The organism is Cellulomonas sp. McL0606 (genome assembly GCF_058248365.1).
In genome coordinates this window covers 1,793,611-1,805,956 of the sequence record NZ_CM177779.1, presented here as the reverse complement: position 1 = coordinate 1,805,956, position 12,346 = coordinate 1,793,611, and the positions used below count along the sequence as shown (strand labels likewise).

General features: G+C 72.4%; 11 protein-coding genes and 3 pseudogenes. 6 read left to right on the top strand and 8 right to left on the bottom strand.

Translation table 11 applies throughout. From position 1 onward, the window contains the following. Positions 1-264 precede the first annotated feature (264 nt). A pseudogene (locus AC38ZX_RS09100) lies at positions 265-429 on the top strand (magnesium and cobalt transport protein CorA); the annotation flags it as partial. A gap of 156 nt (positions 430-585) precedes the next feature. Here AC38ZX_RS09100 and uppP read toward each other — a convergent pair. Then, the gene (gene uppP, locus AC38ZX_RS09095; protein ID WP_426595906.1) at positions 586-1,482 is read right to left on the bottom strand and encodes an undecaprenyl-diphosphatase UppP; all 897 of its coding nucleotides are present in this window, start codon (positions 1,480-1,482) and stop codon (positions 586-588) included. Positions 1,483-1,560: 78 nt separating this feature from the next. Here uppP and AC38ZX_RS09090 point away from each other — a divergent pair, with 78 nt between their 5' ends. Further along, the gene (locus AC38ZX_RS09090) at positions 1,561-2,520 is read left to right on the top strand and encodes an aldo/keto reductase (RefSeq protein ID WP_491297036.1); all 960 of its coding nucleotides are present in this window, start codon (positions 1,561-1,563) and stop codon (positions 2,518-2,520) included. An 11-nt stretch (positions 2,521-2,531) separates the two neighbouring features. Here the strand turns inward: AC38ZX_RS09090 and AC38ZX_RS09085 are convergent, their stop codons facing one another. After that, the gene (locus AC38ZX_RS09085; RefSeq protein WP_426595498.1) at positions 2,532-2,819 is read right to left on the bottom strand and encodes a primosomal protein; all 288 of its coding nucleotides are present in this window, start codon (positions 2,817-2,819) and stop codon (positions 2,532-2,534) included. A gap of 111 nt (positions 2,820-2,930) precedes the next feature. Here AC38ZX_RS09085 and AC38ZX_RS09080 point away from each other — a divergent pair, with 111 nt between their 5' ends. Continuing rightward, on the top strand, positions 2,931-3,185 hold the full coding sequence (locus tag AC38ZX_RS09080; protein WP_491297035.1) for a DUF5703 family protein: 255 nt from the start codon (positions 2,931-2,933) through the stop codon (positions 3,183-3,185). Positions 3,186-3,188: 3 nt separating this feature from the next. Here AC38ZX_RS09080 and AC38ZX_RS09075 read toward each other — a convergent pair whose 3' ends face one another. From AC38ZX_RS09075 to ald, 5 genes and pseudogenes are all read right to left on the bottom strand, one after another. Next, positions 3,189-3,374 carry a hypothetical protein gene (locus AC38ZX_RS09075; protein ID WP_426595494.1) on the bottom strand — a complete coding sequence of 62 codons (186 nt, stop codon included), beginning with the start codon at positions 3,372-3,374 and terminating at the stop codon, positions 3,189-3,191. A 92-nt stretch (positions 3,375-3,466) separates the two neighbouring features. Beyond that, positions 3,467-4,789 carry a M20/M25/M40 family metallo-hydrolase gene (locus AC38ZX_RS09070; RefSeq protein ID WP_426595492.1) on the bottom strand — a complete coding sequence of 441 codons (1,323 nt, stop codon included), beginning with the start codon at positions 4,787-4,789 and terminating at the stop codon, positions 3,467-3,469. 23 nt (positions 4,790-4,812) lie between these two features. After that, a pseudogene (locus AC38ZX_RS09065) lies at positions 4,813-6,881 on the bottom strand (M3 family metallopeptidase). Further along, positions 6,859-7,896 (bottom strand): NAD-dependent epimerase/dehydratase family protein, encoded by a 1,038-nt coding sequence (locus AC38ZX_RS09060; RefSeq protein WP_491297034.1) that lies wholly within the window; start codon positions 7,894-7,896, stop codon positions 6,859-6,861. The pseudogene AC38ZX_RS09065 and the gene AC38ZX_RS09060 overlap by 23 nt, the downstream one beginning before the upstream one ends. An 11-nt stretch (positions 7,897-7,907) precedes the next feature. Beyond that, the gene (gene ald / locus AC38ZX_RS09055) at positions 7,908-9,011 is read right to left on the bottom strand and encodes an alanine dehydrogenase (RefSeq protein ID WP_491297033.1); all 1,104 of its coding nucleotides are present in this window, start codon (positions 9,009-9,011) and stop codon (positions 7,908-7,910) included. A 202-nt stretch (positions 9,012-9,213) separates the two neighbouring features. On the opposite strand from ald, the gene AC38ZX_RS09050 reads away from it, so the two are divergent. Further along, the gene (locus AC38ZX_RS09050; RefSeq protein ID WP_491297031.1) at positions 9,214-9,639 is read left to right on the top strand and encodes an Lrp/AsnC family transcriptional regulator; all 426 of its coding nucleotides are present in this window, start codon (positions 9,214-9,216) and stop codon (positions 9,637-9,639) included. Here the strand turns inward: AC38ZX_RS09050 and AC38ZX_RS09045 are convergent. Then, a complete protein-coding gene (locus AC38ZX_RS09045) occupies positions 9,636-10,541 on the bottom strand; it encodes an aminoglycoside phosphotransferase family protein (RefSeq protein ID WP_491297029.1) in 906 nt (301 codons plus the stop codon). The genes AC38ZX_RS09050 and AC38ZX_RS09045 overlap by 4 nt on opposite strands. A gap of 303 nt (positions 10,542-10,844) precedes the next feature. Between AC38ZX_RS09045 and AC38ZX_RS09040 the strand changes: the two are divergent. Both AC38ZX_RS09040 and AC38ZX_RS09035 read left to right on the top strand, forming a co-directional pair. Beyond that, a pseudogene (locus tag AC38ZX_RS09040) lies at positions 10,845-11,492 on the top strand (hypothetical protein); the annotation flags it as partial. Positions 11,493-11,619: 127 nt separating this feature from the next. Then, positions 11,620-12,333 carry an alpha/beta fold hydrolase gene (locus AC38ZX_RS09035; RefSeq protein ID WP_491297028.1) on the top strand — a complete coding sequence of 238 codons (714 nt, stop codon included), beginning with the start codon at positions 11,620-11,622 and terminating at the stop codon, positions 12,331-12,333. Positions 12,334-12,346 lie beyond the last annotated feature (13 nt).

Genomic DNA, 12,346 nt, shown 5'->3' with positions numbered 1-12,346 from the left:
CCGACGAGGGCGTGCACCAGGTGCTCGCGGCCGTCCTGCTGACCCTCGTCGCGGAGGCCTCGGACGTCGAGATCGGCCTCGGCGACGCGGTGGCGGCGGTCGAGCGGATCGTGTTCTCCTCGACACGGCACGTCGACCCCGTCGAGCAGATCTACGACCTCAAGCGCGAGATCGCCGAGGCTCGTCGCGCGCTGGGCCCGGTCACGACGGTGCTTCCGGAAGCTCGTCGCGGAGGCCGAGGAGGCCGAGGACCGGCGGCACTCCCAGCCGTGGTTGCGACGTGCACAGGCGTGGGTGGAGCGGCTGGACAAGCACCTGGACGGGTCGGACGACCTGCTCAGCGACATGCTCTCGGCGCACATCTCCCAGGTGTCGGTGCGGCAGAACGAGGACGTCCGCAAGATCTCCGCCTGGGCGGCCATCGCCGCGGCACCGACCCTGCTGGCGAGCGTCTACGGCATGAACTTCCGGCACATGCCCGAGGCTTCGCGTGGACCTACGGGTACCCGCTGGCGCTGCTCGCGATGCTGGCCATCTGCGGGACTCTGTACGGCTTGTTCCGCCGGTCGGGGTGGCTGTAGCGGGTCAGCAGGCGGGCACGCCCACCGTGGGGTGCAGGACGCCCGTGATCAGGAAGAGGGCCACGAGCGCGGCCAGGCCGAGCCGGTAGTACACGAACGGCTTGTAGCTGAAGGTCGAGACGATCTTCAGGAAGACGATGATCACCAGGTAGCCGACGAAGAATGCGACGAGCGTCGCGACGGCGGTGGCGACGAAGCCGGCGTGCAACGTGCCTGGGCACGGCTCGGCCCCGACCTGCTTGGCCAGCTCGAAGAGCCCCGACCCGAAGACGGCCGGGATGGCCAGCAGGAACGAGTACCGCGCCGCGGCCTCCCGGGTGTAGCCCATGAGGAGCCCGCCGGTGATCGTGCCGCCGGAGCGCGACACGCCAGGCACGAGCGCGAGGGACTGCCAGAGCCCGAACTGGACGGCGTGCCGCCCGGTCATCTCCTGCAGGCCCCGCTGCTTGACGCCCACCTTGTCCGCCCAGCCGAGCAGCAGACCGAACACCGCGAGGGTCACGACGATGATCCACAGGTTGCGGAACTTCTGTTCGATCGCGTGCTGGAACAGGACGCCGAACACGATGATCGGCAGCGAGCCGAGCACGATGAACCAGGCCATCAGGGCGTCGTGGTCGGCCGGCTCCCCGACGGGTGCGCCGACCCGAGCCCGCCACGAGGTGCCCAACGAACCGCGCAGCGCGGACCACCAGGCACGCACGATCCGCACGATGTCGTGGCGGAAGTACAGGATCACGGCGGTCTCCGTGCCCAGCTGGATGATCGCGGTGAAGGCGGCACCCGGGTCCTGCGACCCGATCAGCTGCCCGACGATCGCCAGGTGCGCACTCGAGGAGATCGGCAGGAACTCCGTCAGTCCCTGCACGAGCCCCAGCAGGATCGCCTCGCCCACACCCATTCCGGAAGTCACGAGCCGAACCCTAGCCGTGCCGTGTTGCCGCAGGTGCGCACCCCGCGCCGATTAGTGTTGCGCCTCATGGAACAGCGCCACCTGGGCCGGACCGGTCTGCGGGTCTCCCGGCTCGGGCTCGGCACCATGACGTGGAGCCGGGACACCGACGCGCACGACGCCTCCGAGCAGCTGCGTGACTTCGCCGACGCCGGCGGGACTCTCATCGACACCTCCGCCTCGTACGCGGACGGGGGCGCCGAGGAGCTGCTCGGTTCGCTGCTCGACGACGTGGTCCCGCGCGACGAGGTCGTCCTGTGCACGAAGGCCGGGATCCGCCAGACGCCGACCGGGGGGGTGGTCGACGCCTCGCGCGGTGGCCTCCTGAGCTCGCTGGACGCGTCGCTGCGTCGACTGCGTACCGACCATGTGGACCTGTGGCTCGTCCAGACGCCCGACCCGCGCACCCCGCTGGACGAGACCGTCTCCGCGCTGCGGCTGGCCGTCACCAGCGGTCGCGCCCGGTACGTCGGCCTGTCCAACCATGCCGGGTGGCAGGTCGCCCGCGCGGCCACGCTCCTGGAGCACGAGGTCGGCCTGACCGCGGTCGAGGCGGAGTACTCGCTCCTGCAGCGCGGGATCGAGCGTGAGGTGCTGCCGGCGGCGACGGTGCTGGGTGTCGGGGTGCTGGCCTGGTCGCCGCTCGGCCGCGGTGTGCTGACCGGCAAGTACCGGCGAACCATCCCTGCGGACTCCCGCGCGGCGTCGCCGCACCTGGCCGGGTTCGTCGAGCCGTACCTGGCCCGGTCGTCGGCCGCGATCGTCGAGGCGGTGGCCACGGCCGCGCAGGGCCTGGAGCGCACGCCGCTCGACGTCGCGCTCGCCTGGGTGCTCAGCCGCGGGATCTCGTCGGCGATCGTCGGGGCCCGGACCGCCACGCAGCTGCGCGGCTCCCTGGCCGCACAGGACCTCGAGCTTCCCGACGAGCTGGACCGCGCGCTGAGCGAGATCAGCGCGCCGACGCTCGGCTACCCCGAGAGGTTCTAGCCGCAGGCCGCTCAGGCCTCGGCGAGGTCGTCGACGTCCGCGTCGACGTCGCCGTCGTAGTCCTCGTCCTCGTCCTCGTCGTCTTCGTCGTCGTCGTCCTCCTCGGCGAGGTAGAACGGCGTGGCCTCGCCGTGCACGGTGCCGAGCGCGTCGTCGTAGACCTCGAAGGCGTCGGCCAGGATGTCGTACGCGTCGTCGACGGCCGGGTCGTCCTCCCCGTGCGGGGAAGCGACGGCGGTGTAGTGGGCCTCGAGGGCTGCGATCAGGCGGTCCAGGGCGGCACGCGGGTCGACGGTCATGCGACGACGTTAGCCTCCTGCGAGGCACAATGGCAGCGCGTAAGGTATCTCGGCACCGGCAGGCCGAACGAGCAGCGGGGCGGCCCCCGGACGGCAAGGACGGGGTGACGGATGGCAAACGGTCAGACACGGACGAAGCGCCCCGACTGGGTGGCGCAGGGCGGTCAGTACGAGTACCGCGTCCTACGGATCCCCGCATCCACGTCCCGGAACGACGCCCGCCGGATGCTGACGGAACAGGCCGAGCTGGGCCGCTGGGAAGCTTCCCGGACGCTCCTGTTCGCGGGCGGCGAGCGCAAGGTCTGGCTGCGGCGCAAGGTCATCCGCGTGCGTTCGACGCTCGCGGAGACCACCGACCTCGACTAGCGGTCAGGCGTGAGCCGCACGGTGCGGCGTCAGCACGTGCGGCACCGTGCGCGCGCGGAACTGGTCGACGGTCATCGCCGGACGCCGGTCGCGCAGCCAGGTCCTGATCTCGATCAGGTTGGCCACGTCACCGACCGCCGCGACGGACTCGGTGTCGTCTCGTGCGGGTACCTGCATGCGCTCGTCCATGGCCGACTCCTATGTCGCGGCACTCCCTTGCCCTGTCCATCGACATCAGGAGCGACGATGTACAGGGATCCGTACGGCGCAGGGTGGATGAACTAGCAGTCGCGCAGCAGCCGGTCGAGCACGCGGGTGCCGAACCGCAGGGCGTCGGTGGGGACGCGTTCGTCGACGCCGTGGAACATCCCGGCGAAGTCGAGGTCTGCCGGCAGGCGCAGCGGCGCGAAGCCGTAGCCGCGGATCCCCAGGCGGGCCAGCGACTTGTTGTCGGTGCCGCCGGAGAGCGTGTACGGCAGCACCACGGCGTCCGGGTCCTCCGCGACGAGCGCGTCGACCATGCGGTCCACGAGGTCGCCGGAGAACGGCACCTCGAGCGCCTGGTCGTGGTGCAGGGGCGTGACCGTGACGTGCTCTCCAGCCAGCTCATGGACAGTGGCCAGGAACTGCTCCTCGAGCCCGGGCAGGAAGCGTCCGTCCACGGTGGCCTCCGCGAAGCCCGGGATGACGTTCGCCTTGTAGCCCGCCGTCAGCTGCGTCGGGTTGGTGGTGTTGCGCAGCGTGGCGCCGACGAACTTCGACGCCGGACCCAGGGCTGCGACGAGGGCGTCGATCGCGGCGGGGTCCTCCGGGTCGTAGGTCAGTCCGGTGAGCTTGGCGACGCCGTCGAGGAGCGCACGGACCGTGGGCGTCAGGTGCAGCGGCCACGGGTGGCGGCCCAGCCGGGCGACGGCGTCGGCCAGGTGGGTCACCGCGTTGTCGGGGTTGACCTGGCTTCCGTGGCCGGCGCGGCCCTCCGCCACGAGGCGCAGCCAGGAGAGCCCCTTCTCGGCGGTCTGCAGCAGGTAGACGCGCGTGCCGAAGGCGTCGACGGAGAAGCCACCGACCTCGCTGATCGCCTCGCTGGCACCCTCGAACAGCTCCGGGCGGTTGTCGACCGCCCAGCGCGCGCCCTGGGCGCCGCCCGCCTCCTCGTCGGCGAACATCGCCACGACGACGTCCCGCGCCGGCCGACGACCCTCGCGGGCCATCTGCCGCACGACGGCCAGGATCATCGCGTCCATGTCCTTCATGTCCACGGCGCCGCGGCCCCAGACCAGACCGTCGACCTCGTCGGCCCCGAAGGGGTCCACGGACCAGTCCTCGGCGCGTGCCGGCACCACGTCGAGGTGCCCGTGCAGGACCAGCGCGGGCCGGGACGCGTCGGAGCCCTCGAGCCGCACGACGACGCTGGCCCGGCCGGGCTCGCTCTCGAACAGCTCGGGGTCCAGACCGACCTCGGTCAGCAGACCCATGACGTGCTCCGCGGCGACCCGCTCCCCCGGTCCGGAGCCGTCGCCGTAGTTCGACGTGTCGATCCGGATCAGGTCACGGCAGATGCCGACGACCTCGTCCTCGGCTGTCACGGGGGATGTCGGCGGCATGGCGACCAACCCTATCCGGACCGTCAGGTGGTCGCCGTCAGACCCCGGCGCACCAGCAGCGGCTCGATCAGGGGGTCCCGGCCCCGCAGGTCGCGGAACAGCTCCATCGAGTCCACTGACCCGCCCCGCGAGAGGAGCTGGCCCGGAACGTGTCGCCGCTCGCGCGCTGCAGGCCCCCGTTCTCGCGGAACCACTCGACCGTGTCGGCGTCGAGCACCTCGGACCAGATGTAGGAGTAGTAGCCCGCCGAGTAGCCGCCGCCGAAGATGTGGTTGAAGTAGGTGGTGCGGTAGCGGGGCGGCACCGGCGCGAACGCGACACCGGCCCGCTCCAGCGCGGCAGCCTCGAACGCCTCGACCTCGTCGACGTCTGTCGGGACCTCGTCGGGCGAGAGTCGGTACCAGGCCTGGTCGAGCAGCGCGGCCGCCAGGTACTCCGTCGTCGCGAAGCCCTCGCCGTCCTGCCGGGCGGCCAGCAAGGTGTCCACCCAGGCGCTCGGCATCGGCTCGCCGGACTCGTGGTGCAGGGCGAACGCCCGGACGATCGACGGCTCCCACGCCCAGATCTCGTTGACCTGGGACGGGTACTCGACGAAGTCGCGCGGCACGTCGGTCCCCGACTGGGACGGCCAGCGCACCGCCGAGAACAACCCATGCAGAGCGTGACCGAACTCGTGGAACAGCGTGATCACGTTGTCCCAGGTCAGGAGCGTGGGCTCCCCGGACGGGGGCTTCGGGATGTTGAGGTTGTTCACCACGACGGCCGGCTCGCCCAGCAGCGTCGACTGGTCGACCAGGTTGTTCATCCAGGCACCGCCGCGCTTGGACTCGCGCGTCCAGAAGTCGCCCAGGAACAGGCCGATCCCGATGCCGTCCTCGTCGAAGACCTCGAACACGCGCACGTCGGGGTGGTAGCCGACCAGGTCGTGCCGCTCGGCGAACGTCAGGCCGTACAGCGCGTTCGCGGCCCCGAACACCCCGTCGGCGAGGACGCGCTCGAGCTCGAGGTACGGCCGCAGCTGGTCCTCGCTCAGCGAGCGCTTCGCCTTCTTGACCCGCTCGGCGTAGAACGCCCAGTCCCACGGCTCGAGGGTGGCACCCGGGTGCTCGGCCGTCAGGGCTTCGGTCAGCTCGGCGGCCTCGACCTTCGCGTTGGCGACGGCGGCCGGTGCCAGCTGCTCGAGGATGCCGGCGACGGCCTCGGCGGTCTTGGCGGTGGCGTCCGCGGCGACGTACTCGGCGTGGTGGGCGTACCCGAGCAGCCGGGCCCGCTCGGCACGCTTGCGGGCCAGGCCGAGCAGGGTCACCCGGGTGTCGTGCTCGTCACCCGCGGCGCCGCGGGCGATCGAGGCGCGGAAGACACGCTCGCGCACCGCCCGGTCGGTCAGCGACGAGAGCGGCGCCTGCTGCGTGGGCAGCTCCAGCTCGAGCAGCCAGCCGTGCTCGATGCCGCGGTCGCGGGCCGCCTTGGCCGCGGCCACCCGGGCGTCCTGCGCCAGTCCGTCCAGCTCGCCCTCGTGCGTCACCAGGACGGCGGCGGCGTTCGTCGCGGCCAGCAGGTTGCGGCCGAATGCGGTCTCCAGAGAGTTGATCTCGCCGTTCAGGACGCGCAGACGCTCCTGGGCCGCCGGCGCGAGCCCGACGCCCGATCGGACGAACTGGATCTGCGTGCGCTCCAGGAGCCAGGCGGTGTCGGGGTCGAGATCCTCCGATGCTGACGCCTTGAGCGTCTCGACCCGGGCGAAGAGGCGCGCGTCCAGGTAGATCGCGTCGTGGTGCGCGGCGAGCAGCGGGGAGATCTCCTCCTCGATCGCGTCGAGGCCGGGCGACGAGTCCGAGCTGGACTGGTTGAAGAACGACGTGGCCGCACGGTGCAGCAACCGACCCGAGCGCTCGAGCGCCTCGAGGGTGTTCTCGACCGTCGGCGCGTCGGGGTTCGCCGCGATCGCCTCGATCTCTGCGCGCTGCTCGGCCATGCCCGCGAGCAGCGCGGGGCGGTAGTGCTCCTCGCGGATGCGCGCGTGGTCCGGCAGGCCGTACGGCAGCGTCGACGGGGTGGCGAACGGGTTGTCAGCGGTGAGCTCGGTCGTCATGGCGTTCATCATCGCCGACGCCGGAAAGGAATTCGTCCTCGGCGTCGTAGGCGAAGAAGCTGCCGGTCGGGTCCATCCGCGCGAACCCGGGGAACGCCTCGCGCCAATCCGTGTGCGCCACCTCCTCGACCAACCACTCGACGCACGCGCCGACGGTGTCGCCATACGCACCGGGCGCGACGTACCCGAGCTCCCGTCCGGCCGCACCCATGTCCAGCACGAGCGGCCCCGGGACGCCCCATGGGGTGCTCCCGACATCGCCGACCGGTTCACCGGGGACGCGGACCAACCGACTCGTCGCTCCCATGACGACGTCGATCGTCCGCGCGATCTCGGCGACCGTCGGCGCGTCCGGGTCGGCCGCGTTCAGCACCCGGTCGCCGGGCAGGGCCGCCGCGAGGCGGACCAGCTCGGCGAGAACGGCCGTGGATGTCGTCTGGAAACGGTTCTCGCCGTCGTAGGCCAGCACGCGCACGTCGCGGCCGTCCAGGACCCGCTTGACGAACGTCCACTCGCGCGGCTGCCGGCAGCCGGGCCCATGGATCGCCCCCGGGCGCAGGATCGTCGTCGGGACAGGCGAGGCGAGCCACGCCTGCTCGAGCGCGACCTTGCCCGTGGCGTAGGAGTCGCGGCCGGGCTCGACGGTCGGCTGGGTCTCGGGGATCGGCACCGGGAACGTGCCGAAGACGTCGGTCTCGAAACCCAGCCCGTTCTGGTCCACGTAGACCGCCGCGCTGGAGACGACGACGGCGGAGCCGATCCGGTCGCGGCGCGCGAGCAGCGGCTCGACGTGGCGGTCGTCGTACGCGACGACGTCGACCACGACGTCGACGCCGCTGCCGACCGCCCGGTCCAGGGCGTCACCGTCGTCGCGGTCGCCGAGAACCTGCTCGACGCCCTCGAGCTGCATGTCGTGCCGCGCGAGGGCGCGGACGTCCCAGCCGTCTGCCAGCAGGGCCGGGATCGCCGCCCGACCGATCTGACCGCCGCCACCGATCACCAGAGCCGTCGCCATGGCAGCCGACGCTACGCGGTGAGCGCCGCCTCGTAGCCGTGGGCGTGCGCGACCGCCTCGTTCCGGAGGGCTCCCGCGTGCGTGGTCAGGCCGGCCGCGAGTGCGGGGTCGGCGGCGGTGGCCGCCTCCCAGCCGAGGTCCGCGAGCGCCGACAGGTACGGCAGCGTCACGTTGGTCAGGGCACGGGTGGACGTCACCGGGACCGCGCCGGGCATGTTGGCGACGCAGTAGAACACCGAGCCGTGCACCCGGAACGTGGGGTCGTCGTGGGTGGTCGCCCGCGTGTCCTCGAAGCAGCCGCCCTGGTCCACGGCGACGTCGACGAGCACCGAGCCGGGCTTCATCCGGGACACCAGCTCGTTGCTGACCAACCTCGGCGCGCGCGCCCCGGTCACCAGCACCGCACCGATCACCAGGTCGGCGTCGAGCACCTCGCGCTCGATCGCGTACGCGCTCGAGGCGACGGTACGCACCCGCCCGCCGAACACGGTGTCGGTCTCCCGCAGCCGCGGCAGGGACAGGTCGAGGACGGCGACGTCCGCGCGCATGCCGACCGCGATCTCGGCGGCGTGCCGCCCGACCACGCCGCCGCCGAGCACCACGACCTTGGCCGCGTCCACCCCGGGCACCCCGCCCAGCAGGAGGCCCGAACCGCCCTCGTTCTTCATCAGGTGGTACGCGCCGACCTGCGTGGAGAGCCGGCCCGCGACCTCGCTCATCGGCGCCAGCAGCGGCAGCGAGCCGTCGGGCAGCTGCACCGTCTCGTACGCGATCGACGTGGTCCCGGCCGCAAGCAGCGCGTCCGTAGCCGGTCGGTCCGCGGCGAGGTGCAGGTAGGTGAACAGGACGAGGTCGGCACGCAGGTACCCGTACTCGGCGGGAACGGGCTCCTTGACCTTGCAGACGAGGTCCGCGCGCGCCCAGACCTCGGCCGCATCGCCCACGACCGCGGCCCCGGCGGCCAGGTACTGCTCGTCGCTGATCGCGGACCCGGTGCCCGCGCCCGCCTGGACGAGGACCTGGTGTCCCGCCGAGACGAGGTGGTGGACGCCGGCCGGCGTGAGCGCCACGCGGTACTCGCGGTTCTTGACCTCGCTGGGGATGCCGACCTTCATCGGTGGTGCTCCGTCCGGGTGTGTCGTGGGTGACGCGGACAATTCTGAACTTCCTTTGTTGCAGGCGCATCAATTGCGTAGACGATTCGCTAGATTCGCGTCATGTCCGCACCTGATTCTCCCACCGGGCGTGTGGCCGATTCCGGCCGAACGACGTTCGGCGGCGGCGCCCCTCTCGACGACATCGACCGCGCCATCCTGCGTGAGCCTCGAGCGCGACGGGCGGATCTCCAACAAGGAGCTCGCCGCACTCGTGGGTGTCGCACCCTCCACCTGCCACGCCCGCGTCCGAGCACTGCGGGAGTCCGGTGTGCTGCGCGGCTTCCACGCCCAGGTGAACCCCGAGGCGGTGGGCCGGGGCCTGCAGGCGATGATCGCCGTGCGGCTGCAGGCCGCCGCGCGGGCCCGCCTGTCCGACGTCGCGCACCGGCTCGCCCAGCGCCCCGAGGTACGGGACGTGTACGTCCTGGCGGGCGTCGACGACGTCCTCGTGCACGTCGCGGTGCGCGACTCCCCCGAGCTGCGTCGGTTCGTGCTCGAGCACCTGAGCACCCGCCCCGAGGTCGCGCACACGCAGACGAGCCTGGTGTTCGAGCACGTCCATGCGCCGGGCACGGCCGCCCTCTAGGACCTCGTCCGACCCGCCACCCTCGCCCAGGTCCGCGCCTGGTCGAGCCCTTGCCGGCCGGCGCGCTCGTCGCCGAGCACGTCCCACATCCACATCGCCGACTCGGTGGCGCGGGCCACCCCCCACGCCGCGATCCGCCACGGGTCGAGCCCGAGGACCGCGGCGACGAGGTCGACCCGCTCGGCGAGCACCCCGTCCTCGTGCACGAAGGGGTCGTCGACCTGCTCCAGCAGGGGCCACAGGTCGAATGCGGGGTCGCCACGCATGGGCTTGGGGTCGATCGCCACCCAGCGGTCCGCCCCGGAGCGCAGGATGTTGCCCGGGTTGAGATCACCGTGCACCACGACGCCCGCGACCTCGGACGGCAGCGTCCGCAGCAGGTCGGCCGCCGCGCGCACGTCGATGCCGTGGCGGCCGGCACGGCGGTCGAGCTGATCGGCCCACCCCGCGCAGACGTCGGCCATCGACGCGACCGCCAACGCGGTCGTGCCGACAGACTCGTGCAGGGTGCGGGCGACGCGGGCGCCGATCGCGAGCTGGTCGACGGCGCTGCCGGCCAGTGCGGTCCCGGGGCGCACGCGTTCGAGCAGCAGCGCCCAGTCGTCCGGGTCGTGGTCGAGCAGCGTCGGGGTTCCGCGACCGTGCCAGGCACGGAGCCCTGCGGCCTCGTCGCGAGCCTCGTCGTGCGGGAAGACGATCTTCAGCACCACGTCGCGTCCGCCCGCGTCCCGCGCCGGAGCCGTCCAGCCGGAGGCGCCCGACTCGAACGGGCGACCCAGGACGAGGCCCCACCGCTGCGCCGAACGGGTGACCAGGCCCGGCAGGCGCGACAGCCAGGCCGCACCGTCCGGGGTGCGTCCGACACCGTTGCGCACGTTCGCAGGGATGTACAGGGCCGGCACGCGCCGAGGCTACCCACGTTCGCGGGCCCCGAGCCGACCGCTCGCGGCCGGAACGGGGCGTGTGCGATCCTCAGCGAGACCGGAGCACTCGATGCGGAGCACCTCCGGGTGACGAGCGGGAGGCGCGCGGTGAGCGGTGGAGACCCGGACGGGTTGAACCCGTGGGTCGATGCGCGTGGTCGTGGGCCGCAGACCAGCCTCCTGCCCGCCCCACGCCCCCCGCTCGAGGATCAGGTCGGCATCCGGTTCCTGGGCTCGCCCGTCGCCGTGCGCCGAGGCCCGAGCCGTGGGTTCCTCGCCGTCATGGCGCTTCTGGTCGCGGCGTCGACCGCCGTCGGCGGACGCTGGTGGTCGATCGAGCAGAACGTGGCGCCGCCCGCGGGCTACGAGGAGTCGGCGACACCCCTGGGCAGCCCGCCGGCCGCCACCATGGTGGCCACCGGGAACCACGCTTTCGCGGCGATGCAGCCCGACGGCATCGGGCCGGTCGCGTGGAGCCCATGCCGACCCATCCACTACGTCGTGCGGGCCGAGGGCGGGCCGCCGAACGGCGCCGAGCTCATCGCGACCGCCGTCGCGCGCATGTCGGCCGCGAGCGGCCTGGTGTTCGTCGACGACGGGCTCACCCAGGAAGCGCCTCGCCTCGATCGCGACGCCTACGAGCCCGAGCTGTACGGCAAACGCTGGGCCCCCGTCCTGGTGGCCTGGTCGACGCCGGACGAGACGCCCTCGCTCGCGGGCGACACCGTCGGCATCGGTGGCTCCGCCCCCGTCACGCGCAACGGCCTGGCGGTCTACGTGACGGGTTCGGTGACGCTCGACGCGCCCGACCTCACGGGGATCCTGGCCACCCCCGACGGCACGGACGCCGCGCTGGGCGTGATCACGCACGAGCTCGGTCACGTCGTCGGCCTCGACCACGTCGACGACCCTGCCCAGCTGATGAACCCGCGCGCGACCCCGTCCGTGTCCACGCTCCAGCAGGGTGATCTGGCTGGGCTGGCCGAGCTTCGGCACCGGAGCCTGCGCGCCGCACGTCTGACGGTCTCTCACGAAACTCTCAGGACGGTCGACTACCGTGGGCGAGGCCCTGACCGTCCGGTCGGCCGCCCGAGGTCGGGAGCTCGCCATCCACCGTCGCCCGATCGTCCTGGTCCACGGCACCCGGACGTCGTCGGCCATCTGGCGACGACAGGTCGATGCGCTGGAGCACTCCGGGCACCGGACGATCGCGATCGACCTGCCCGGGCACGGGACGCGCACGGGCGAGCGGTTCAGCCTCGCGGGTGCGATCGAGGCGATCAACGGCGCGGTGGACAGCTGCACCGAACCGCCCCTGCTCGTCGGCCTGTCGCTGGGCGGCTACGCGAGCCTCGCGTACACCCGTGAGCACGAGAGCAAGATCGCCGGCGTCGTGCTGGCGGGGTGCTCCACCGAGATCAAGGGCAAGCCGGTCAGCGCCTACCGACGGGTCGCCCACGTGGTGGCCCAGACCCTGCGTCCGCGGGGCGGTACGTGGCACGTCGTGACCGACATGCTCACCTCGCTCGCCGGCTACTCCCCCTTGGCCGACCTGCGCCGCACCGCCGTCCCGGTGTGGCTGGTCAACGGCAGCCGCGATCCCCTGCGCCTCGACGAGCGCCGCTACCTCGAGGCCCGGCCCGGCGCCCGGCTGACCGTCGTCCCGCGCGCGGGGCACGACGTCAACGCGCACGCTCCCGTCGCGTTCAACCGGATACTGCTCAACGCGTTGCACGACCTGCGGTCGCGCGACTCGCTCGCCATCGCCTGAGGCGTCCCTGTCC

What these genes read in the sequence shown, in the direction of transcription:
- ald (WP_491297033.1), bottom strand. Translation starts at nt 9,011, where the DNA reads ATGAAGGTCGGCATCCCCAGCGAGGTCAAGAACCGCGAGTACCGCGTG.
- AC38ZX_RS09060 (WP_491297034.1), bottom strand. Translation starts at nt 7,896, where the DNA reads ATGGCGACGGCTCTGGTGATCGGTGGCGGCGGTCAGATCGGTCGGGCG.
- uppP (WP_426595906.1), bottom strand. Translation starts at nt 1,482, where the DNA reads ATGGGTGTGGGCGAGGCGATCCTGCTGGGGCTCGTGCAGGGACTGACG.
- AC38ZX_RS09090 (WP_491297036.1), top strand. Translation starts at nt 1,561, where the DNA reads ATGGAACAGCGCCACCTGGGCCGGACCGGTCTGCGGGTCTCCCGGCTC.
- AC38ZX_RS09080 (WP_491297035.1), top strand. Translation starts at nt 2,931, where the DNA reads ATGGCAAACGGTCAGACACGGACGAAGCGCCCCGACTGGGTGGCGCAG.
- AC38ZX_RS09075 (WP_426595494.1), bottom strand. Translation starts at nt 3,374, where the DNA reads ATGGACGAGCGCATGCAGGTACCCGCACGAGACGACACCGAGTCCGTC.
- AC38ZX_RS09070 (WP_426595492.1), bottom strand. Translation starts at nt 4,789, where the DNA reads ATGCCGCCGACATCCCCCGTGACAGCCGAGGACGAGGTCGTCGGCATC.
- AC38ZX_RS09085 (WP_426595498.1), bottom strand. Translation starts at nt 2,819, where the DNA reads ATGACCGTCGACCCGCGTGCCGCCCTGGACCGCCTGATCGCAGCCCTC.